This window comes from Bombilactobacillus bombi (genome assembly GCF_003522965.1).
Lineage (GTDB): Bacteria > Bacillota > Bacilli > Lactobacillales > Lactobacillaceae > Bombilactobacillus > Bombilactobacillus bombi.
This window is the reverse complement of the sequence record NZ_CP031513.1, coordinates 262,363-280,876: the sequence shown is the minus strand read 5'-3', so window position 1 is coordinate 280,876 and position 18,514 is coordinate 262,363. Positions and strand designations below refer to the sequence as shown.

The window sequence follows — 18,514 nt, the reverse complement described above, 5'->3', positions numbered from 1 at the left end:
GATTAGCCTCTTTTTAGATTATATTGTTGTAAATAGAACTCACGCCAAATAGAACTCAAATGTTCTTCAGAATAATATTTAGCACCAGCAGCAGCCATTTGAGCTAATTGTAACAAATCTTCTTTATTAGTACTTAAATGATTGATAATTTGATTCATCTCTTGAAAATTTTCAGCTGGCTGATAATAGCCGCTAATAATATCATGATATAAATCTAAATCGCGTAAAAGTACTGGTGTATGGGTATTAAAAGCTTCTAAAACTGACATGGGAAAGAGTTCATCAAAAGAAGGTAGCAAGAATAAATCAGCCACGTTTAGATACGCATTCAATTTTTGCCGATTAATGATCCCAGTAAAATTCATATTTTGCGATGCATTTTTAATTAGTTGTTTATAATGATCATATCCATCAGTCAAGCGGCCAAAAGAAAAGCCACCGGCCCAAATAAATTTAATTTGTGGATTTTTTTGGGCTAATTGATAAAAGTCGTCCACACCTTTGCGTTTTTGTACTTGACCATCACCAAAAACCACAAAATCTGTTGGACTTAAGCCTAATTTTTTTCTGACTTTTGCACGTTCAGAAGCTGAAAGCGGGTAAAATTCTTTTTTAGACACAAAATTAGGAATATAGGTAACCTTACTTTCATCAATTCCATATGCTGCTAATTTAGGAATAAAACTTGGATTGACTACTACAATATGATCCATTCTTTTATAAAAACTAATAACATATTTAGCAACTAATGGTTGAAAAATTCGTGGTATTTTTAAACTTCCTTGTAATGTTTCAGGTAAAAAATGTACATAACCAATTTTACGACCACGTTTTTTAGAAAAAGTTGACATATAAAATTGGGGATCAATAGTGTGATAATGACTAATGTCACTAGAATGATAATCATTAATATGAATTTCAAAATCATCTTTTAAATATGTTTTTAAAAGACGCATTAATTCTGCATAGGCACTGCCAACTCCTTGACCAGCAACCTTTTGAGCTGATGAAAACATTGTGATTTTAATCGTCATAATACTGACCATCCTTGAGTGGTTCATTTGCCAATTTCTTGCGCAAAAAATATTTATATGCATCCTGATAAAATTCTAAAATATGATCACCAAAGCAATCTGAAGAAATACTATATAACTTTTGTTGCCGTGGTTGGACATCATCAAATACGTGTTCATGCTGTAAATATTGTAATACTAATCCTACATAATCTTCCGGATGACTATAAGTAACACCTAGTGAAGGATCATCAAACAAATCATCTGTATATGGACTAGAACGAACAACACACTTTAAACCTGTAGCCATTGCTTCAATAAAAGTTAACCCTTGGGACTCCGTATCACTAGCAGAAACAAATAAATTTGCCAGGTGGTAATAAGGAGCTACATCTTCATGATTAACTTCTCCTACAAATAAGACATTTTCTGTCAAATTCAATTTAGTCACTAATTCAACTAAATCATCCATATCGGGTCCACCACCAACAATCAATAAAACTAGGTTTGGATAATAATTTAATAACTTGGGCATACTTTGAATTAAAATTTCAATTTTCTTTTCATGAGCAATTCGACTCAAAGTTAATAAAATCGGTTGATTGTCTTGTAAGTTCAATTGTTGTTTTAAAGCAACAGTATCAATAGGACGAGTATACTCTGACAAATCCACACCTGTAGGAATTATCTCCATCGGTGTCTTAATCCCATATCCTTGCAGGGTATCATAAACTCGCTTACTAGGTGCCACTACTCCAGACAATCCGGAAATAAAAAGTTTGGACATTTGTTTAACATGATACGGTTTTAGTAAATGACCATTTAATACATAATGTAAATAGTCTTCATACATTGTGTGGTAGGTATGAACACAAGGAATTTTGAGACTATGAGCTACAAATTTACCAATTAGACCTAAGGAAAATTCAGTTTGAGTATGGACAATATCTAGGTCAAGTTCTTTGGCTAATTTGAGAGCATGAAACATACCTCGATAAGCTATACGCCGATCGGTAAATGAAATAAAAGGAATACTCCCTAATCGAAAAATATTAGGTTCGATTGTATTTTTAGCAACATGTGGATCAGTTGTTGTAAAAATATAAACCGTATTACCTTTACGTTCTAAATCATTTTTTAAAGTTTGAATTGATGTGGCTACACCACTAACTTGCGGAAAATAAGTATCTGTAAATATACCAACATTCATTTTGTAGCACTCCCCAAATCAGGTTAATACAATTTATTATACCAAAGTCCTAGCTTAAAACCTATTTAATGAACAGAAAAAGCAGCCAATGGCTGCTTGAATTTTTGATATTATAAGGTGCCGCGAATTTTTAATTGTTCATCAATTAATTTTAATACCTCAGCTCTATCAGCTGTATTTTCAACAAAATCATATTGGTCACAATCGATTTTCATTTTAGGGCTATAATTATAGTCTTCATACCATTTGTCATAACGTTCTAATAAATTATGATAATAATCAACTAATGTGCTATCATTTTCTGGCTGTTCGTAAGAGCGACCACGCTTTTTAATGTGGTCTAACATCTTATCATAGGAAATCACAAGATGTACTAACAAGTCTGGAGCCTTCTTATGGGCAGCATATGGTAATTCTTCCATCATGTTATCTAATAATTCATCATATACTTCAACTTCCTGTTCGGTAGCTCTTCCCATATCAGCATTAATATGAAAAAATAACGAATCTTCATATATTGAACGATCTAAAACATTATTATCATCAGCTAAAGCTCTTTTAATTGATGCAAAACGTTTATTTAAAAAATAAATTTGTAACAAAAAAGCATATTTTTTTGGATCGGCATAAAATAATGGCAAAACAGGATTATCATCTACTTGTTCATAAAAGGCTTGAGTGCCTAAATGTTCAGACAAAATAGTAGCCAAACTACTTTTTCCTGCGCCAATCATGCCGCTTAATACTATCATCATTTGTTTCCTCCCCTTATCATCAGAACCAATATATAATATCATAAATATGCTACATATTGTAGTGTAATTATGTAAGATACCAAATATAGTGTATTGAAGATAATTTGATTTATTATCAAATAATAATTATACGATTCTCAAGATTATTGTGAATATGATTTATCAAATATTCTTTAACATATAATTATTAATGGTTAATTGCGAATTAGTAAAGCGTTGCTATAACAGCATTTATAGCATTTTAGGTTCGATACCGGGAAATAGCCAAAACTCATGGCACCCAAGGGATTATCACAACTAGCCTCTTAAAATACCGTGGTTGGCGGACCTAAATAATCCGCCAGGTCCGCCAAAAGTCCGCCATTTATATTTTTCTATCTATTATTATAGAATTCTTCCAAACAAAAAAGCCTATAAAACCAGGATATCTGGTTCTATAGACTTCTATATAAAACTCCAAAATGCAACCTAATACCGGTGATCGGGGTCGAACCGATACTCCTTTAACAGGAACTGGATTTTGAATCCAGCGCGTCTGCCAATTCCGCCACACCGGCAAAAATAATCAACTGGCTAATAGCCAAAGGCGGTAACCGGATTTGAACCGGTGATGAAGGTTTTGCAGACCTCTGCCTTACCACTTGGCTATACCGCCAGACAAAAATTGGGTTAGCTGGATTCGAACCAGCGCATAATGGAGTCAAAGTCCATTGCCTTACCACTTGGCTATAACCCATTAAAAAGGGCGGTATATGAGACTCGAACTCATGTATGCCGGTGCCACAAACCGGTGTGTTAACCAACTTCACCAATACCGCCAAAACAATATTAACAGGGATAGTAGGAATTGAACCCACACCGACGGTTTTGGAGACCGTAGTTCTACCTTTAAACTATATCCCTATTAAAATGGAAGGGAGTGGATTCGAACCACCGAACCCGAAGGAGCGGATTTACAGTCCGCCGCGTTTAGCCAGACTTCGCTACCCTTCCATAAATGGCGCGGGACAGAATCGAACTGCCGACACATGGAGCTTCAATCCATTGCTCTACCGACTGAGCTACCGAGCCATTATACGGTCCTAACCGGACTTGAACCGGTGATCTCCTGCGTGACAGGCAGGCGTGATAACCAACTACACCATAGGACCAATTGCGGGAGAAGGATTTGAACCTACGACCTTCGGGTTATGAGCCCGACGAGCTACCAGACTGCTCCATCCCGCGATAATAAATTTGAAACTAAGGAGGATGTGGGATTTGAACCCACGCACGCTGTTACACGCCTGACGGTTTTCAAGACCGTTCCCTTAAGCCACTTGGGTAATCCTCCAAAATTCACCATAATAGTATCGGAAAAAAATTTCCTACGGAGAAGGAGGGATTTGAACCCTCGCGCCGCTTGCGCGACCTACACCCTTAGCAGGGGCGCCTCTTCAGCCACTTGAGTACTTCTCCAATGGGCCTAAATGGACTTGAACCATCGACCTCACGCTTATCAGGCGTGCGCTCTAAACCAGCTGAGCTATAGGCCCAAAGCGGGTGACGAGAATCGGACTCGCGACAACAGCTTGGAAGGCTGTGGTTTTACCACTAAACTACACCCGCAAATTAATAATTACAATGGCGCGGGACAGAATCGAACTGCCGACACATGGAGCTTCAATCCATTGCTCTACCGACTGAGCTACCGAGCCATTATACGGTCCTAACCGGACTTGAACCGGTGATCTCCTGCGTGACAGGCAGGCGTGATAACCAACTACACCATAGGACCAATTGCGGGAGAAGGATTTGAACCTACGACCTTCGGGTTATGAGCCCGACGAGCTACCAGACTGCTCCATCCCGCGATAATAAATTTGAAACTAAGCAAGGATCCAAAACAATATAGTGGACCTTGTAGGACTCGAACCTACGACCGAACGGTTATGAGCCGTTTGCTCTAACCAACTGAGCTAAAGGTCCGAAATAGCGGCGAAGGGGATCGAACCCCCGACCTCCCGGGTATGAACCGGACGCTCTAGCCAGCTGAGCTACACCGCCAAATTAGCAGAATATGCTAATCGGGAAGACAGGATTCGAACCTGCGACCCCCTGGTCCCAAACCAGGTGCTCTACCAAACTGAGCCACTTCCCGAAATTGATGCACCCAGTAGGAGTCGAACCTACAACCTTCTGATTCGTAGTCAGACACTCTATCCAATTGCGCTATGGGTGCAAATTCATTATAATGCCGAGGACCGGAATCGAACCGGTACGGTAATCACTTACCGCAGGATTTTAAGTCCTGTGCGTCTGCCAGTTCCGCCACCCCGGCAAAATAATGAAAGCGGAAGACGGGATTCGAACCCGCGACCCCCACCATGGCAAGGTGATGTTCTACCACTGAACTACTTCCGCGTAGTGCCGACTAGAGGATTCGAACCTCCGACCCCCTGTTTACAAGACAGATGCTCTGCCAGCTGAGCTAAGTCGGCAATACAATAAAGATAATATACACAATTTCAAAGAACTATGCAAGTGCGGGAGAAGGGACTTGAACCCATACGTCCAATGGACACTAGAACCTAAATCTAGCGCGTCTGCCAATTCCGCCACACCCGCATAATGAGTCGCGTGGGGCTCGGACCCACGACCCACGGCTTAAAAGGCCGTTGCTCTACCAACTGAGCTAGCGACTCAATGGAAGTTACAGGGCTCGAACCTGTGACCCTCTGCTTGTAAGGCAGACGCTCTCCCAACTGAGCTAAACTTCCAATGAGAATCAAAGCGTGGCAGCGTCCTAGCCTCGCAGGTAGTTTCCCACCAACTACTCTCGGCGCTGAGAAGCTTAACTTCTGTGTTCGGCATGAGAACAGGTGTATCCTTCTCGCTATCGCCACCACACTTTGCCTCTGAAAGAACCTTCGTTCCCTCAAAACTGAATATTAAGAGTCCGTTCTGCGCTCGGTTAAGCCCTCGACCGATTAGTATTGCTCCGCTCCAATTATCACTAACCTTCCACGCGCAACCTATCTACCTCATCTTCTTTGAGGGGTCTTACTTCATTACTGAATGGGAAATCTCATCTTGAGGTGGGTTTCACACTTAGATGCTTTCAGCGTTTATCCCTTCCATACATAGCTACCCAGCGATGCTCTTGGCAGAACAACTGGTGCACCAGCGGTATGTCCATCCCGGTCCTCTCGTACTAAGGACAGATCCTCGCAAATTTCCTCCGCCCGCGACGGATAGGGACCGAACTGTCTCACGACGTTCTGAACCCAGCTCGCGTACCGCTTTAATGGGCGAACAGCCCAACCCTTGGGACCGACTACAGCCCCAGGATGCGATGAGCCGACATCGAGGTGCCAAACCTCCCCGTCGATGTGAACTCTTGGGGGAGATAAGCCTGTTATCCCCAGGGTAGCTTTTATCCGTTGAGCGATGGCCCTTCCATACGGTGCCACCGGATCATTAAGCCCGACTTTCGTCCCTGCTCGACTTGTCTGTCTCACAGTCAAGCTCCCTTCTGCCTTTACACTCTGCGAATGATTTCCAACCATTCTGAGGGAACCTTTGGGCGCCTCCGTTACTGTTTAGGAGGCGACCGCCCCAGTCAAACTGCCCACCTGACACTGTCTCCCGCCATGCTTCAATGGCGCGGGTTAGAACCTTCATCTAACAAGGGTAGTATCCCACCAGTGCCTCCGTCGATACTAGCGTACCGACCTCTTCGGCTCCTACCTATCCTGTACATGTTACACAAAAATTCAATATCAAGCTACAGTAAAGCTCCATGGGGTCTTTCCGTCCTGTCGCGGGTAACCCGCATCTTCACGGGTATTATAATTTCACCGAGTCTATTGTTGAGACAGTGCCCAAATCATTACGCCTTTCGTGCAGGTCGGAACTTACCCGACAAGGAATTTCGCTACCTTAGGACCGTTATAGTTACGGCCGCCGTTTACTGGGGCTTCAATTCAAACCTTCGCTTACGCTAAGCTCTCCTCTTAACCTTCCAGCACCGGGCAGGCGTCAGCCCCTATACGTCATCTTTCGATTTGGCAGAGACCTGTGTTTTTGATAAACAGTTGTTTGGGCCTTTTCACTGCGGCTGGCTCTTACACCAGCACCCCTTCTCCCGAAGTTACGGGGCCATTTTGCCGAGTTCCTTAACAATAGTTCACTCGCTCACCTTAGAATTCTCATCTCGACTACCTGTGTCGGTTTGCGGTACGGGTAACCAGTTCCTCACTAGAAGCTTTTCTTGGCAGTGTGACTCTCGTGCTTCGCTACTTATATTTCGCTCCCCATCACAGCTCGTCCTTAGAAGTAAGCATTTAACTCACTCCCAGACTCACTGCTTGGACATGCTTTCCAGCTGCATGCTCACGTTTATCTCCTGCGTCCCTCCATTGCTCAAACAGAACTGATCAGTACAGGAATCTCAACCTGTTTTCCATCGGCTACGCCTTTCGCCTCGTCTTAGTCCCGACTTACCCTGGGCGGACGAGCCTTCCCCAGGAATCCTTAGTCATTCGGTGGACCAGATTCTCACTGGTCTTTCGCTACTCATACCGGCATTCTCACTTCTAAGCGCTCCACCAGTCCTCACGATCTGGCTTCTTCGTGCTTACAACGCTCTCCTATCGCATAACTATTTCTAGTTACACCCACAGTTTCGGTACCATACTTAGCCCGGTACATTTCGGCGCAGAGTCACTCGACTAGTGAGCTATTACGCACTCTTTGAATGCATTGCTGCTTCTAAGCCAACATCCTAGTTGTCTATGCAGCTCCACTTCCTTTTCCACTTAGTATGGATTTTGGGACCTTAACTGGTGATCTGGGCTGTTCCCCTTTCGACTACGGATCTTATCACTCATAGTCTGACTCCCGGGTATAGATTAATGGCATTCGGAGTTTATCTGAATTCAGTAACCCTTGATGGGCCCTAGTCCAAACAGTGCTCTACCTCCATAATCCTCTTCCCGAGGCTAGCCCTAAAGCTATTTCGGAGAGAACCAGCTATCTCCAAGTTCGTTTGGAATTTCACCGCTACCCACACCTCATCCCCGCAATTTTCAACTTACGTGGGTTCGGTCCTCCAGTGCGTTTTACCGCACCTTCAACCTGGACATGGGTAGGTCACTTGGTTTCGGGTCTACGTCAAACTACTTTGCGCCCTATTCAGACTCGCTTTCGCTGCGGCTCCGTCTTCTCAACTTAACCTCGCAATTTAACGTAACTCGCCGGTTCATTCTACAAAAGGCACGCCATCACTCTTTAACGAGCTCTGACTACTTGTAGGCACACGGTTTCAGGATCTATTACACTCCCCTCCCGGGTGCTTTTCACCTTTCCCTCACGGTACTAGTTCACTATCGGTCACTAGGGAGTATTTAGCCTTGGGAGATGGTCCTCCCAGATTCCGACGGGGTTTCACGTGCCCCGCGTACTCAGGATCCTGGTTGAGTGCTCTTGATTTCGTCTACAAGACTGTCACTTTCTTCGGTGCAGCTTCCCAACTGCTTCGACTATCGCAAGCCTTTTTCCTCGTCTACCAGTCCTACTACCCAACAAGCATGCTCGTTGGTTTGGGCTCTTTCCTTTTCGCTCGCCGCTACTCCGGAAATCGATTTTTCTTTCTCTTCCTGTGGCTACTTAGATGTTTCAGTTCACCACGTCTTCCCCACATTAACTACTTCATTTCATTAATGTGTGACTGAGCTTGACCTCAGCCGGGTTCCCCATTCGGATATCTCCGGTTCTTCGCTTACTTACAGCTCCCGAAGCATTTCGGTGTTTGTTCCGTCCTTCATCGGCTCCTAGTGCCTAGGCATCCACCGTGCGCCCTTATCATCTTAACCTATTTCTTACTTCTTTTCTTGAATCTCTCGATTCGCGCAGTTTCTCGTGATATACTTTTGCATATCGTTTCTCTTAATATTCAGTTTTCAAGGTTCAAAGGTATCATTGACAGTTTCCTGCCAATGGAGGTTAACGGGATCGAACCGATGACCTCCTGCGTGCAAAGCAGGCGCTCTCCCATCTGAGCTAAACCCCATATTTTTGGATCGATGGCCTAAATGGACTTGAACCATCGACCTCACGCTTATCAGGCGTGCGCTCTAACCAGCTGAGCTATAGGCCAAAAGCTTTTGCCACTCGTTTTATTCTTTGTTTGAGAGTTGACCTCTCAAAACTGAACAAAGTTTCTACAAAGTGCTTCCGTTTATTTTCCTTAGAAAGGAGGTGATCCAGCCGCAGGTTCTCCTACGGCTACCTTGTTACGACTTCACCCTAATCATTTGTCCACCTTAGACGGCTGCTCCCTTACGGGTTACCCCACCGGCTTTGGGTGTTACAAACTCTCATGGTGTGACGGGCGGTGTGTACAAGGCCGGGAACGTATTCACCGCGGCATGCTGATCTTGGAATTCAACCCGCACCAGCTTCATGCAGGCGAGTTGCAGCCTGCAATCCGAACTGAGAATGGTTTTAAGAGATATGCTTGCCCTCGCGAGTTCGCTTCTCATTGTACCATCCATTGTAGCACGTGTGTAGCCCAGGTCATAAGGGGCATGATGATTTGACGTCGTCCCCACCTTCCTCCGGTTTGTCACCGGCAGTCTCACTAGAGTGCCCAACTTAATGCTGGCAACTAGTAACAAGGGTTGCGCTCGTTGCGGGACTTAACCCAACATCTCACGACACGAGCTGACGACAACCATGCACCACCTGTCTTCCTGTCCCGAAGGAACCTCTAATCTCTTAGACTTGCAGGAGATGTCAAGACCTGGTAAGGTTCTTCGCGTTGCTTCGAATTAAACCACATGCTCCACCGCTTGTGCGGGCCCCGTCAATTCCTTTGAGTTTCAACCTTGCGGTCGTACTCCCAGGCGGAGTGCTTAATGCGTTAGCTGCAGCACTGAGAGGCGGAAACCTCCCAACACTTAGCACTCATCGTTTACGGCATGGACTACCAGGGTATCTAATCCTGTTCGCTACCCATGCTTTCGAGCCTCAGCGTCAGTTACAGACCAGAGAGCCGCCTTCGCCACTGGTGTTCTTCCATATATCTACGCATTTCACCGCTACACATGGAGTTCCACTCTCCTCTTCTGCACTCAAGTCTGCCAGTTTCTGATGCTCTTCCTCAGTTAAGCTGAGGGCTTTCACATTCAGACTTAACAGACCGCCTGCGCTCCCTTTACGCCCAATAAATCCGGACAACGCTTGCCACCTACGTATTACCGCGGCTGCTGGCACGTAGTTAGCCGTGACTTTCTGGTTGATTACCGTCACGATGTGAGCAGTTACTCTCACACCCGTTCTTCTTCAACAACAGGATTTTACGATCCGAAAACCTTCTTCATCCACGCGGCGTTGCTCCATCAGACTTGCGTCCATTGTGGAAGATTCCCTACTGCTGCCTCCCGTAGGAGTTTGGGCCGTGTCTCAGTCCCAATGTGGCCGATTACCCTCTCAGGTCGGCTACGTATCATTGCCTTGGTGAACCGTTACTCCACCAACTAGCTAATACGCCGCAGGTCCATCCTAAAGTGACAGCCGAAACCGTCTTTCAACTTCTCGTCATGTGACCAGAAGGTTTATGCGGTATTAGCACCTGTTTCCAGATGGTATCCCCCGCTTTAGGGTAGGTTACCTACGTGTTACTCACCCATCCGCCGCTCGTTCCATTAATTCCGCCCGAAGACTTCCTTAATTTCACTCGCTCGACTTGCATGTATTAGGCACGCCGCCAGCGTTCGTCCTGAGCCAGGATCAAACTCTCATTTTTTGTAGTTCTTTCTCTTGCTCATGACTTGAACTCGCGTTCTTGTCTTTTCTTTATTGCTTTTCTCATTGACAGGTTCTTATTGAACCCTGCACTTTTGCGTTTAGAAACTTTATTCAGTTTTCAAAGATCAACCTTCGCTGTCATTTAGCAGCTGTTTTATTATATCAGCTGCTCGGTGGCTTGTCAAGAACTTTTTTTATCTTTATCGCTTTGTTCTTTTAGCTCTCTTTTTGCTCTCCGTGACAACAGAAAATATCTTACCAACTTTTTTACTCTAGCGCAAGTACTTTTTTCAAAAAAATTGAATTAATTTATATTTTTTAATACTTCTTGTACCCAAATTGGCTTCATAGCAGCAATTGTTTGAAAACCAATTTTATTTTTATAATTAGTCCAATACCTTTTTTTATGATAATGTTCCGGATTATATGATGTTTTTTGTAGAGCTCTAGTTGATAAACTGATTTTTCCAGTATATTCATCAATATCTAAAATCACAACTTTGACTGTTTGACCTAATTGAAAAATTTGTTCCAAATTAGTTACATAGCCATTTTTACATTCCGATATATGAATCAATCCTTGTTCAGCGACACCATCAATGTTAACGAATGCCCCATAAGTTCTAATTCCCGAAATTTTACCAGTTACAATATCACCAATTTTTAATTTCATAAACACTTCCTCCGAATTTAAGCTTAACATATAGTATGCTAGTTAAGTATATTATAAATTAATGAGGTGAATTTGGTGACAAAAAAAATATTTGATGTTGCTGTTATTGGTGGTGGACCAGTAGGTATATTTACAGCCTTTTATGCAGCAATGCGTGATTTACAAACTGTCTTAATTGAAAGTATGCCCACACTTGGAGGTCAACCAAGTAATTTATATGCACAAAAAAAAATTTATGATGTTGCAGGAAAATTTGGTGTTAGCGGTGTCGAATTGACAAAAAGCTTATTAGTAAATGATGATCATTTTACTTATGAGACTTGTCTAGAAACCACTGTGCAAAATTTTGAAAAATTAGATGATTGTTATCGCATAATAACTAATCAACAAAATGATCTTTACGCACGTGCAATTATTGTTACAATTGGCAACGGTCCATTTAAACCACGCAAATTAGCTTTTGATTATGATTCTGCATTAGAAGGCAAGCAGCTTAATTATTTTGTTAAAGATATTAATGAGTATCACGATTGTGATGTTTTGGTTGCTGGTGGCGGCGATGCAGCCGTAGATTGGGCTTTAGAAATTGATAAAGTTGCTCATACAACGTATCTTTTACATCGAAGAGAGCAATTTCGAGCATTGGAATCAAGCGTAAGAATGTTGAATTCTTCAAAAGTTAAATTATTAACTCCTAATATTATTACAGGAATTCAGCGTAATCTTGATTCTGAAAAATTAACTGTTACCTATAAGACTGTTGGCGATAAAACAATTAATCAGATTGTTGTTGATAAACTATTAGTTAACTATGGTATGACCAACGATTCTCGCTTATTACGCCAGTGGGGTCTCAACTTACAAGGACCTTTTATAACAGTCAATTCGCAAATGCAAACTAATTTACCGCAAGTTTATGGCGCTGGTGATGCTATTATTTATCCTGGTAAACAGCGTCTTATTGCTTTAGGATTTGCTGAAGGTCCAATTGCAGTCAACAGTGCTATTGAAGAACTTTATCCTCAAAAAACTCATTTTGGTCACAGTTCTTCCATGTTTAATTAAATTTAATTTTTAATTAAGTGTCAAAACAGTTAAAATATTGATTAAATCACTCTACAAAGGAGCAATTATGCAATTAATTGATTTTATTATGAATGTTGACCACCATTTAGCTGGTTTAGTCAATCAATTTGGCAACTGGTCCTATATTATTTTATTTTTAATCATTTTTGTCGAAACTGGAGCTGTTATTTTACCTTTTTTGCCAGGTGATTCCCTTTTATTTGCAGCTGCCGCACTAGCCGCTAACAATGACAGTAAACTAAATTTTTGGATTTTGTTTATTCTTTTCTTAGTAGCTGCTATTGGTGGAGATTCAAGTAACTTTTTTATCAGCAAGTATTTAAACCAATGGCTCCAAAATAAATCTTGGTTTCACAAATTTGTTAAACCAGAATATTTGCTCCAAGCACAAGAATTTTTTGATAAACATGGTGGTAAGGCAATTGCTTTGGGCCGTTTTATTCCCATTGTAAGAACTTTTGTCCCCTTTGTCGCCGGTGGCGGTGCGTTATCATATAGAAAATTTCTTCATTACAACCTAATTGGTTCTTTTATTTGGGTTAGTTTATGTCTTGTTTGTGGGCATTTATTTGGTAATTTACCTTTTGTTCAAGAACATTTTTCCATGATTGTTTTAGGAATTATTTTTATTTCTGTTTTGCCAGCATTGATTGGTTTTATCAAATCCAAAAAAGCTTCTTAGCAAAACAAAAAAAGCAAACTAGGCCTTAAGTAACCTGTTTGCTTTTTTTGTGTCCGTAAAGCCAAAAACTAAATACTAATAATTCAAATACTACAAATGCAAATAAAAAACAATGCGCGAAAAATGTATCGGGTAATATCTTGATTATGGGATCTGTATTTGGATCAAATAGCCAATCGTTATTTCTAAATAAAAGCCGATGAAAAGCAATAAATATATCATCGAAATCAATGGCAGCTAGAAAGGCCACAACTACAAATATCAATCCTAAACCCATAATAAATCGATTATTAATGACTGTTAAGGTCTGCAATTGACTTTTTTTCCACCACCAAGTCAGTAAAATTAAACATAAAATCCATACCACAAGCGCCAAAATAAATAAAATTTTAACTTCTCGAAAATGTTCCAAACCGGAAGCTGAGGAGTAAAAATTTGTCATTTTTAGTTTTGAAATCCAAGGACGCGTTAAATAATCCAGCACTTGTTGATAATTATGCCAGATTTGTTTTTGACTAAGATTAACAACTAAATCTAATTGCAAATAATGTGCATCAAGCCAAAAAATTAAATTACTAGCTATAATTGTAACCATAACTGCACTGGTTATAGTAAATAAAGCTAAGGTAAGATCAAAAATAAAATTTAAAAAGAGCATACTTAAACATCCCATTCATCCAAACTCTGAATTTGATAAGTTGGTTGCTTATTTTGCTGAGCGACTTGTTCAGGTGTGCTGACTCCAGTATAAACTAAAATAGTATCAATATTGGAATTCAACCCGCACTTAATATCAGTATTGTAATTATCGCCAATAATTGCAACTTTATCGCGTTGCCAACCTTTGACCTTCAAGGCATAATCAGCAATTGTTCGTTGCGGTTTACCTATATAAATTGCCTTTTGCTGTGTGGCAGTTTCTACTAGTGAAATCAAAGAACCAGCACCGGGTACTAGTCCACGTTCATTAGGCAAATTAGTATCGGCATTAGTCCCAATAAACTTTGCACCCCGTTTAATAGCTAAAGTAGCCAATTCAAATTTATGATAAGTTACATCAAAATCCAAACCGACAATTACATAATCAGGATTATTTTCATCATACTTAATGCCGGTTGCAAAAATAGCAGATTGCAATCCCATTTGCCCAATAATATAACATGATTTTTGCGTAATATCATCACTATCTGCAATTAAATAACTTGCTGTGGCTAAAGATGGTGTAATGATTTGATTTTCCAAAACATTTATTTGATGATTTTGACTTAAATTAGCAACTACTTGTTGTGGTGTTTTTGTCGTATTATTAGTCAAAAAAGCAAACGGCACATTCTTGTCCTGTAACCGTTTAACAAAACGATGAGCGGCAGCTATTGGCTGCCGCCCACGATAAATTGTTCCATCTAAATCTATTAAATATCCTTGGTATTTTCCCATAATTAATTTCCTCAACATTAGTTATTTTAAATTTCGTATTTTAAATGGTGCTTTCTTATGTGTTTTGTTAGCGTTAATTTTAGACGGTGGCTTACTATTGGACAGTGCTGACTTATTGTCATTGACGCGCCGCCTGCGATATTTAGGAGTTTGTTTATGATGATTATGTTTAATACTTTTCTTTTGAATAATCGTGCGTTTAGTTGGTTCTAGGGGTTCTTTTTGTTCTCGCTCCAAAACAAAATAGTCACAGCCAAAATTACAATACTCTAACAAATAATCTTGCAACGTTGCTATTTTTTGATCAATTTTAGCCTGTGGCCGCTCATTGTCATAAAAGCCCCGTAGCCTTAACTGTCCATATCCCCAATCGCCAACAATATAATCGTATTTACGTAAAACCGCATTATAACGCATCGCTAAACGTCGTGTATCTAAATTATCGCCCTGATTAATAGCAACGGTATATACATCTTGATTTATTTTAACTTTGTTATCCCGCACTTGAACTACATCCGCAACTACTTCAGCTTCTGTTTCATCGCTTGAAGCTGCAATTGCGTGTGCGATACTTTTACTCAATATGGAATCTTTTTTAGAATCTTTCACAGAATCATTTGCTGCCATTTTTCTCACCAGCCTTTAAAGGATATTTTAGTGCTAAATACTTAGCAAAGGTCGTTCTCAAAAAATCAGGATAAATAAGTTGATTATCACCAACAATCTGCAATGTTGGAAAAAAGGGAATAAATAAATAATGATCTAATAAAGCAATGCTATATTCTTTATCTGGAATTAATTCTTGTCCCTGATAAAAAACTTGGCGGGTTGCTTCATTAACAGCAACTCCATCAAGCACAAGATCGCCAAATATTTTTCCTCGAAAGCCCATCCCCTTCTGTGGAAAATTACGCAAAAAATTACGATTTTTGGTAACTTCCATCATTAATCGCCAGAATTCTCGCCCTGAAAGAGTAGTTTTCATCAAATGAATAGCATGTGGTAATTGTTGATGCAAATCATTCTCAGTAATTACTCCTGCTGCCAAATCTGTTAAAAACAATCCAGTACTTAGCATTGCTGCTGGTGTGTTTGTTGCCCACTCAATCGCTTTTAAAGCAGTATTTATAGCTGGATGAGCTCCAGTTGAACTAGCATCTAATTGGTAAGGTAAATGTGCCACTAATCGTGATTTCAGCAAGTTTTCACCCTGATTTTGATAGTTGGCAATAATTTGCTTATCTTCGACCTGTTCTGGTATTGTTGTTGTTTCGATGGTATGAGCCGTTGTTGACTGAACTTGATGATTGTTGACTGTCAAATAAATATTACCAATATAATGTCCATACTTTTGCGCAGCAGTCAATAAGGTTGTTGCATGCAGCTCTCCTTTTGGCAATAAGTGGTGACTGTGTCCTCCAATAATCAAATCTAATTGGGGATATTTTTGACAAAGATAGCGGTCGGTATTAATACCTAAATGTGACAACAAAATTAAAATATCTACTTGGGGTCGAAGTTTATTAATTAAAGCCGGTAGTACATCTTGAACTAATTTAATATTCCAATCTAAAAGCGGATAAGTCAACATATAAGGTGCTGTTAAACCTAAAAGGCCGATTTTAGTACCTACTTTAGTAGTAAAAATTTTTGATTGTTGTACAAATGCTGGTAGGTTGCCATTTTTCTCATACAAATTGTCCAAAATTATCGGAAAATTAGCGTGATCATACATATGCTCTAGGATTGAATGATTATAATATAACCCTTCACTATTACCAATCGTTGCTGCATCATAATGCTGTTGATTCATCCATTCAATATTAGCTTGAGCCATTGTAGCCTCGGTCAAAGGATGCACTCGATCAGAAGCATCCCCAATATCAAATAAAAAAGTTTGCCGCTGCTGTTGTTGATCTAACAAGCGCTGCTGCTTAATATAACGAGCAATTCGGGGGAAATTTTCAAAATGAGAATGCAAGTCATTAGTATGAATAATATGCAATTGTTCCACAGCAGATCCTCCTTCATAATACTTTTTTCAAATTCTCGCTCTCATTTCATGATAAAATTGACGGCAGAGAATAACTGCTTTATCTTCAAATAGATTTAATTAATGTGATTTGCCCGTAAGATTTCGTTAAAGGCGTCTTGAATTTTGCCAGCAGGTTTGTCCCATTCTTCCCAATGGTCAAAATCAACATCTGGAAATGTATAATGATCATTGATATATTTTTCATAAGTTTTAACAGCTGTCGAACGAGGGATGTTAAGCTCTAAAATTCGAACTTCTTTAATAAATCCTCGCTCAGCTGCCAATTCCGCTCGACCATTCAGAAAAATATTTCCTAATTCAAAATATTTACTATCATTATTACGAGTAATTTGCTCGATTAAATCTAAAGTTTGATATTCTTGCATACTATAGCTCCTAGGTGAGGTCAATTATGTTTAAAAAGTTTTCAATTACTATTTTACTATTAATTTTATTTATTTCTAATACTGGGTTTATCGTTGTTGGCCACCGAGGTGATCCAATTAAAGCGCCTGAAGAAAGTTTTCAAAGTATCGACACTGCTATTGGTGAAGGTGCTCAGTGGGTGGAGTTAGATGTTCACGAATCTAATGATAATCAGTTAGTTATTTCTCATGATCGCAACCTTTTTCGCGTAACTGGGCAAAATGTTATTGTTTCAGAACATTCTGCTAGTCAACTAACGCAATTAAAGCAAAGTAATGGTCAAAGTATTTACACCTTAGATGAGTTATTTGCTCATTATCAAAAAGAACCCAATGTTAAATTTTTAATTGAAACTAAAAAAACCAAACACGGTAATCCGCAAAATATGGAATTACTCTTAGTTAATGCAATCAAAAAGTATCAAATGCAAAATCGGGTTATGGTTCATTCCTTTTCCTTGGCAAGTTTAAAGAATCTACAAGAATTAATGCCCGAAATTCCTCGGATATTTATTGCCGGCAGTCTAGGACGATTAGACTTTGAAGTTTTTCAATATTCTAATGCAGTAAATGTTTCATCCTCCTTATTAAATCCACAATTAATTAACCAACTCCACGCTATTGGTCAACAAGTCTATGTTTGGGACGAAATGAATGAAAACCCCAAGCAATGGAATTGGCTTGTGAACTTACCTATTGACGGCGTCGTGACGAATTTTCCTGCAACTGCTGCTTATTATCAAAGATTGACTCAACATTCGCAACAAGATGATGCTAATTTTGATGCAGTTTATTATAATGAACAAGCAGCACCGCTTTGGGAAAACCCTTATCCTCAAGCACCACAAAAAGGGATGTTGTCGCCATTAACCACAGTTCATGTGCAAAAAATTGTTAATGTGCAAAATCAGGTCTTCTTTCAAATTGATGCAAATCGCTTTATTAATATGTCCGGATTGGTGCAAACCGATTTAATTCATAACTTGGCACCTTTTTGGCAACAAAAAGCAGTCTTGAAAAATACCTTAGTAAATCGGACACTGTGGGACAATCCTTCTGCTAATCACAACAAGATTGGTACCTTGCTATTTAATCAAGTTTATCATATAACAGCTTTGCAAAATGTGAATGGTCAAAGCTATGCTCAATTAAATAATTTTGGCTGGACCAACTTAAATAATCTCTTAATTAATGCGTGTCCAGAACCACAACAATTAGCACCACAAATAGAAAAAAAGCGTTCCCCGGCTCAAAATAACATTTCATTACAGTTAAATTTACGGGCTTGGCTGCCACAACCCAAAACCAAAGTCAATCCTATTTCGATATTGCCGGCTGTAACTTATCCCCAACAGATTCTCCCAAATCTAGATGATATCGATCATTATTTTCCCCTTCAGCATTAAA

Annotated in this window: 12 protein-coding genes, 28 tRNA genes and 3 rRNA genes; 3 read left to right on the top strand and 40 right to left on the bottom strand. The window is 40.1% G+C overall.

Annotated elements, in window-relative coordinates:
* Window positions 1-2: 2 nt before the first annotated feature.
* From DS830_RS01540 to DS830_RS01370, 35 genes are all read right to left on the bottom strand, one after another.
* A complete protein-coding gene (locus DS830_RS01540) occupies window positions 3-1,034 on the bottom strand; it encodes a glycosyltransferase family 4 protein (protein WP_118907996.1) in 1,032 nt (343 codons plus the stop codon).
* Window positions 1,024-2,223 carry a glycosyltransferase family 4 protein gene (locus DS830_RS01535; protein WP_118902996.1) on the bottom strand — a complete coding sequence of 400 codons (1,200 nt, stop codon included), beginning with the start codon at window positions 2,221-2,223 and terminating at the stop codon, window positions 1,024-1,026. Before DS830_RS01535 ends, DS830_RS01540 begins: the two co-directional genes overlap by 11 nt.
* A 110-nt stretch (window positions 2,224-2,333) precedes the next feature.
* Window positions 2,334-2,975, bottom strand: a complete 642-nt coding sequence (locus DS830_RS01530; protein WP_118909075.1) for a deoxynucleoside kinase — start codon at window positions 2,973-2,975, stop codon at window positions 2,334-2,336.
* A gap of 475 nt (window positions 2,976-3,450) precedes the next feature.
* Window positions 3,451-3,535, bottom strand: a tRNA-Leu gene (locus DS830_RS01525).
* A 27-nt stretch (window positions 3,536-3,562) separates the two neighbouring features.
* Window positions 3,563-3,633: transfer RNA gene (locus DS830_RS01520), tRNA-Cys, on the bottom strand.
* A 9-nt stretch (window positions 3,634-3,642) separates the two neighbouring features.
* Window positions 3,643-3,714, bottom strand: a tRNA-Gln gene (locus DS830_RS01515).
* A gap of 8 nt (window positions 3,715-3,722) precedes the next feature.
* Window positions 3,723-3,796: transfer RNA gene (locus tag DS830_RS01510), tRNA-His, on the bottom strand.
* Window positions 3,797-3,810: 14 nt separating this feature from the next.
* Window positions 3,811-3,881 (bottom strand) — tRNA-Trp (locus DS830_RS01505).
* A 7-nt stretch (window positions 3,882-3,888) separates the two neighbouring features.
* Window positions 3,889-3,971 (bottom strand) — tRNA-Tyr (locus tag DS830_RS01500).
* Between the two features lie 5 nt (window positions 3,972-3,976).
* A tRNA-Phe gene (locus tag DS830_RS01495) sits at window positions 3,977-4,049 on the bottom strand.
* A gap of 6 nt (window positions 4,050-4,055) precedes the next feature.
* Window positions 4,056-4,129: transfer RNA gene (locus tag DS830_RS01490), tRNA-Asp, on the bottom strand.
* Window positions 4,130-4,131: 2 nt separating this feature from the next.
* Window positions 4,132-4,205, bottom strand: a tRNA-Met gene (locus DS830_RS01485).
* A gap of 18 nt (window positions 4,206-4,223) precedes the next feature.
* Window positions 4,224-4,311: transfer RNA gene (locus DS830_RS01480), tRNA-Ser, on the bottom strand.
* Between the two features lie 37 nt (window positions 4,312-4,348).
* Window positions 4,349-4,436, bottom strand: a tRNA-Ser gene (locus DS830_RS01475).
* 2 nt (window positions 4,437-4,438) lie between these two features.
* Window positions 4,439-4,513: transfer RNA gene (locus DS830_RS01470), tRNA-Ile, on the bottom strand.
* Between the two features lie 2 nt (window positions 4,514-4,515).
* Window positions 4,516-4,586 (bottom strand) — tRNA-Gly (locus DS830_RS01465).
* A gap of 16 nt (window positions 4,587-4,602) precedes the next feature.
* Window positions 4,603-4,675 (bottom strand) — tRNA-Phe (locus DS830_RS01460).
* Between the two features lie 6 nt (window positions 4,676-4,681).
* A tRNA-Asp gene (locus DS830_RS01455) sits at window positions 4,682-4,755 on the bottom strand.
* A gap of 2 nt (window positions 4,756-4,757) precedes the next feature.
* Window positions 4,758-4,831: transfer RNA gene (locus tag DS830_RS01450), tRNA-Met, on the bottom strand.
* A 41-nt stretch (window positions 4,832-4,872) separates the two neighbouring features.
* A tRNA-Ile gene (locus DS830_RS01445) sits at window positions 4,873-4,946 on the bottom strand.
* A 4-nt stretch (window positions 4,947-4,950) separates the two neighbouring features.
* Window positions 4,951-5,024: transfer RNA gene (locus DS830_RS01440), tRNA-Met, on the bottom strand.
* A gap of 20 nt (window positions 5,025-5,044) precedes the next feature.
* Window positions 5,045-5,118: transfer RNA gene (locus DS830_RS01435), tRNA-Pro, on the bottom strand.
* A gap of 7 nt (window positions 5,119-5,125) precedes the next feature.
* Window positions 5,126-5,199: transfer RNA gene (locus tag DS830_RS01430), tRNA-Arg, on the bottom strand.
* Window positions 5,200-5,212: 13 nt separating this feature from the next.
* Window positions 5,213-5,298 (bottom strand) — tRNA-Leu (locus DS830_RS01425).
* Between the two features lie 11 nt (window positions 5,299-5,309).
* A tRNA-Gly gene (locus tag DS830_RS01420) sits at window positions 5,310-5,381 on the bottom strand.
* Window positions 5,382-5,385: 4 nt separating this feature from the next.
* Window positions 5,386-5,458, bottom strand: a tRNA-Thr gene (locus DS830_RS01415).
* 44 nt (window positions 5,459-5,502) lie between these two features.
* Window positions 5,503-5,585: transfer RNA gene (locus DS830_RS01410), tRNA-Leu, on the bottom strand.
* Between the two features lie 4 nt (window positions 5,586-5,589).
* Window positions 5,590-5,662, bottom strand: a tRNA-Lys gene (locus DS830_RS01405).
* A gap of 2 nt (window positions 5,663-5,664) precedes the next feature.
* Window positions 5,665-5,737: transfer RNA gene (locus DS830_RS01400), tRNA-Val, on the bottom strand.
* A 13-nt stretch (window positions 5,738-5,750) separates the two neighbouring features.
* Window positions 5,751-5,867 (bottom strand): 5S ribosomal RNA (gene rrf, locus DS830_RS01395).
* A gap of 60 nt (window positions 5,868-5,927) precedes the next feature.
* Window positions 5,928-8,833: ribosomal RNA gene (locus DS830_RS01390) — 23S ribosomal RNA — on the bottom strand.
* 124 nt (window positions 8,834-8,957) lie between these two features.
* A tRNA-Ala gene (locus DS830_RS01385) sits at window positions 8,958-9,029 on the bottom strand.
* Window positions 9,030-9,043: 14 nt separating this feature from the next.
* A tRNA-Ile gene (locus tag DS830_RS01380) sits at window positions 9,044-9,117 on the bottom strand.
* 94 nt (window positions 9,118-9,211) lie between these two features.
* Window positions 9,212-10,767: ribosomal RNA gene (locus tag DS830_RS01375) — 16S ribosomal RNA — on the bottom strand.
* The 16S, 23S and 5S rRNA genes sit together here with 28 tRNA genes alongside, the layout of an rRNA operon.
* 306 nt (window positions 10,768-11,073) lie before the next feature.
* Window positions 11,074-11,442: a CvfD/Ygs/GSP13 family RNA-binding post-transcriptional regulator gene (locus DS830_RS01370; protein ID WP_118907995.1), complete on the bottom strand. Its 369-nt coding sequence runs from the start codon at window positions 11,440-11,442 to the stop codon at window positions 11,074-11,076.
* A 75-nt stretch (window positions 11,443-11,517) separates the two neighbouring features.
* Between DS830_RS01370 and DS830_RS01365 the strand changes: the two genes are divergently transcribed.
* Together DS830_RS01365 and DS830_RS01360 are read left to right on the top strand one after the other, a co-directional pair.
* A complete protein-coding gene (locus DS830_RS01365; protein WP_162887470.1) occupies window positions 11,518-12,507 on the top strand; it encodes an NAD(P)/FAD-dependent oxidoreductase in 990 nt (329 codons plus the stop codon).
* Window positions 12,508-12,574: 67 nt separating this feature from the next.
* Window positions 12,575-13,210, top strand: a complete 636-nt coding sequence (locus DS830_RS01360; protein ID WP_338024776.1) for a VTT domain-containing protein — start codon at window positions 12,575-12,577, stop codon at window positions 13,208-13,210.
* A 25-nt stretch (window positions 13,211-13,235) separates the two neighbouring features.
* Here the strand turns inward: DS830_RS01360 and DS830_RS01355 are convergent, their stop codons facing one another.
* The 5 genes from DS830_RS01355 to DS830_RS01335 form a co-directional block, all read right to left on the bottom strand.
* Complete coding sequence (locus DS830_RS01355; protein ID WP_162887469.1) at window positions 13,236-13,868, bottom strand: TIGR01906 family membrane protein; 633 nt, start codon at window positions 13,866-13,868, stop codon at window positions 13,236-13,238.
* Between the two features lie 2 nt (window positions 13,869-13,870).
* Entirely contained in the window at window positions 13,871-14,647 is a 777-nt protein-coding gene (locus tag DS830_RS01350; protein ID WP_118907992.1) for a TIGR01457 family HAD-type hydrolase, read from the bottom strand.
* Window positions 14,648-14,668: 21 nt separating this feature from the next.
* Window positions 14,669-15,274 carry a YutD family protein gene (locus DS830_RS01345; RefSeq protein ID WP_118907991.1) on the bottom strand — a complete coding sequence of 202 codons (606 nt, stop codon included), beginning with the start codon at window positions 15,272-15,274 and terminating at the stop codon, window positions 14,669-14,671.
* Window positions 15,261-16,661, bottom strand: a complete 1,401-nt coding sequence (locus tag DS830_RS01340) for a bifunctional metallophosphatase/5'-nucleotidase (RefSeq protein ID WP_118907990.1) — start codon at window positions 16,659-16,661, stop codon at window positions 15,261-15,263. The genes DS830_RS01345 and DS830_RS01340 overlap by 14 nt, the downstream gene beginning before the upstream one ends.
* 95 nt (window positions 16,662-16,756) lie before the next feature.
* Window positions 16,757-17,068 (bottom strand): hypothetical protein, encoded by a 312-nt coding sequence (locus tag DS830_RS01335; RefSeq protein ID WP_118899225.1) that lies wholly within the window; start codon window positions 17,066-17,068, stop codon window positions 16,757-16,759.
* A 26-nt stretch (window positions 17,069-17,094) separates the two neighbouring features.
* Here DS830_RS01335 and DS830_RS01330 point away from each other — a divergent pair, with 26 nt between their 5' ends.
* A complete protein-coding gene (locus tag DS830_RS01330) occupies window positions 17,095-18,513 on the top strand; it encodes a glycerophosphodiester phosphodiesterase (protein ID WP_118907989.1) in 1,419 nt (472 codons plus the stop codon).
* Window position 18,514 lies beyond the last annotated feature (1 nt).

Bases quoted from the DNA above. Each gene is read 5' to 3' on its own strand.
- DS830_RS01530 (WP_118909075.1), bottom strand. From the start codon at position 2,975: ATGATAGTATTAAGCGGCATGATTGGCGCAGGAAAAAGTAGTTTGGCT.
- DS830_RS01540 (WP_118907996.1), bottom strand. From the start codon at position 1,034: ATGACGATTAAAATCACAATGTTTTCATCAGCTCAAAAGGTTGCTGGT.
- DS830_RS01370 (WP_118907995.1), bottom strand. From the start codon at position 11,442: ATGAAATTAAAAATTGGTGATATTGTAACTGGTAAAATTTCGGGAATT.
- DS830_RS01360 (WP_338024776.1), top strand. From the start codon at position 12,575: ATGCAATTAATTGATTTTATTATGAATGTTGACCACCATTTAGCTGGT.
- DS830_RS01330 (WP_118907989.1), top strand. From the start codon at position 17,095: ATGTTTAAAAAGTTTTCAATTACTATTTTACTATTAATTTTATTTATT.
- DS830_RS01345 (WP_118907991.1), bottom strand. From the start codon at position 15,274: ATGGCAGCAAATGATTCTGTGAAAGATTCTAAAAAAGATTCCATATTG.
- DS830_RS01335 (WP_118899225.1), bottom strand. From the start codon at position 17,068: ATGCAAGAATATCAAACTTTAGATTTAATCGAGCAAATTACTCGTAAT.
- DS830_RS01355 (WP_162887469.1), bottom strand. From the start codon at position 13,868: ATGCTCTTTTTAAATTTTATTTTTGATCTTACCTTAGCTTTATTTACT.
- DS830_RS01535 (WP_118902996.1), bottom strand. From the start codon at position 2,223: ATGAATGTTGGTATATTTACAGATACTTATTTTCCGCAAGTTAGTGGT.
- DS830_RS01350 (WP_118907992.1), bottom strand. From the start codon at position 14,647: ATGGGAAAATACCAAGGATATTTAATAGATTTAGATGGAACAATTTAT.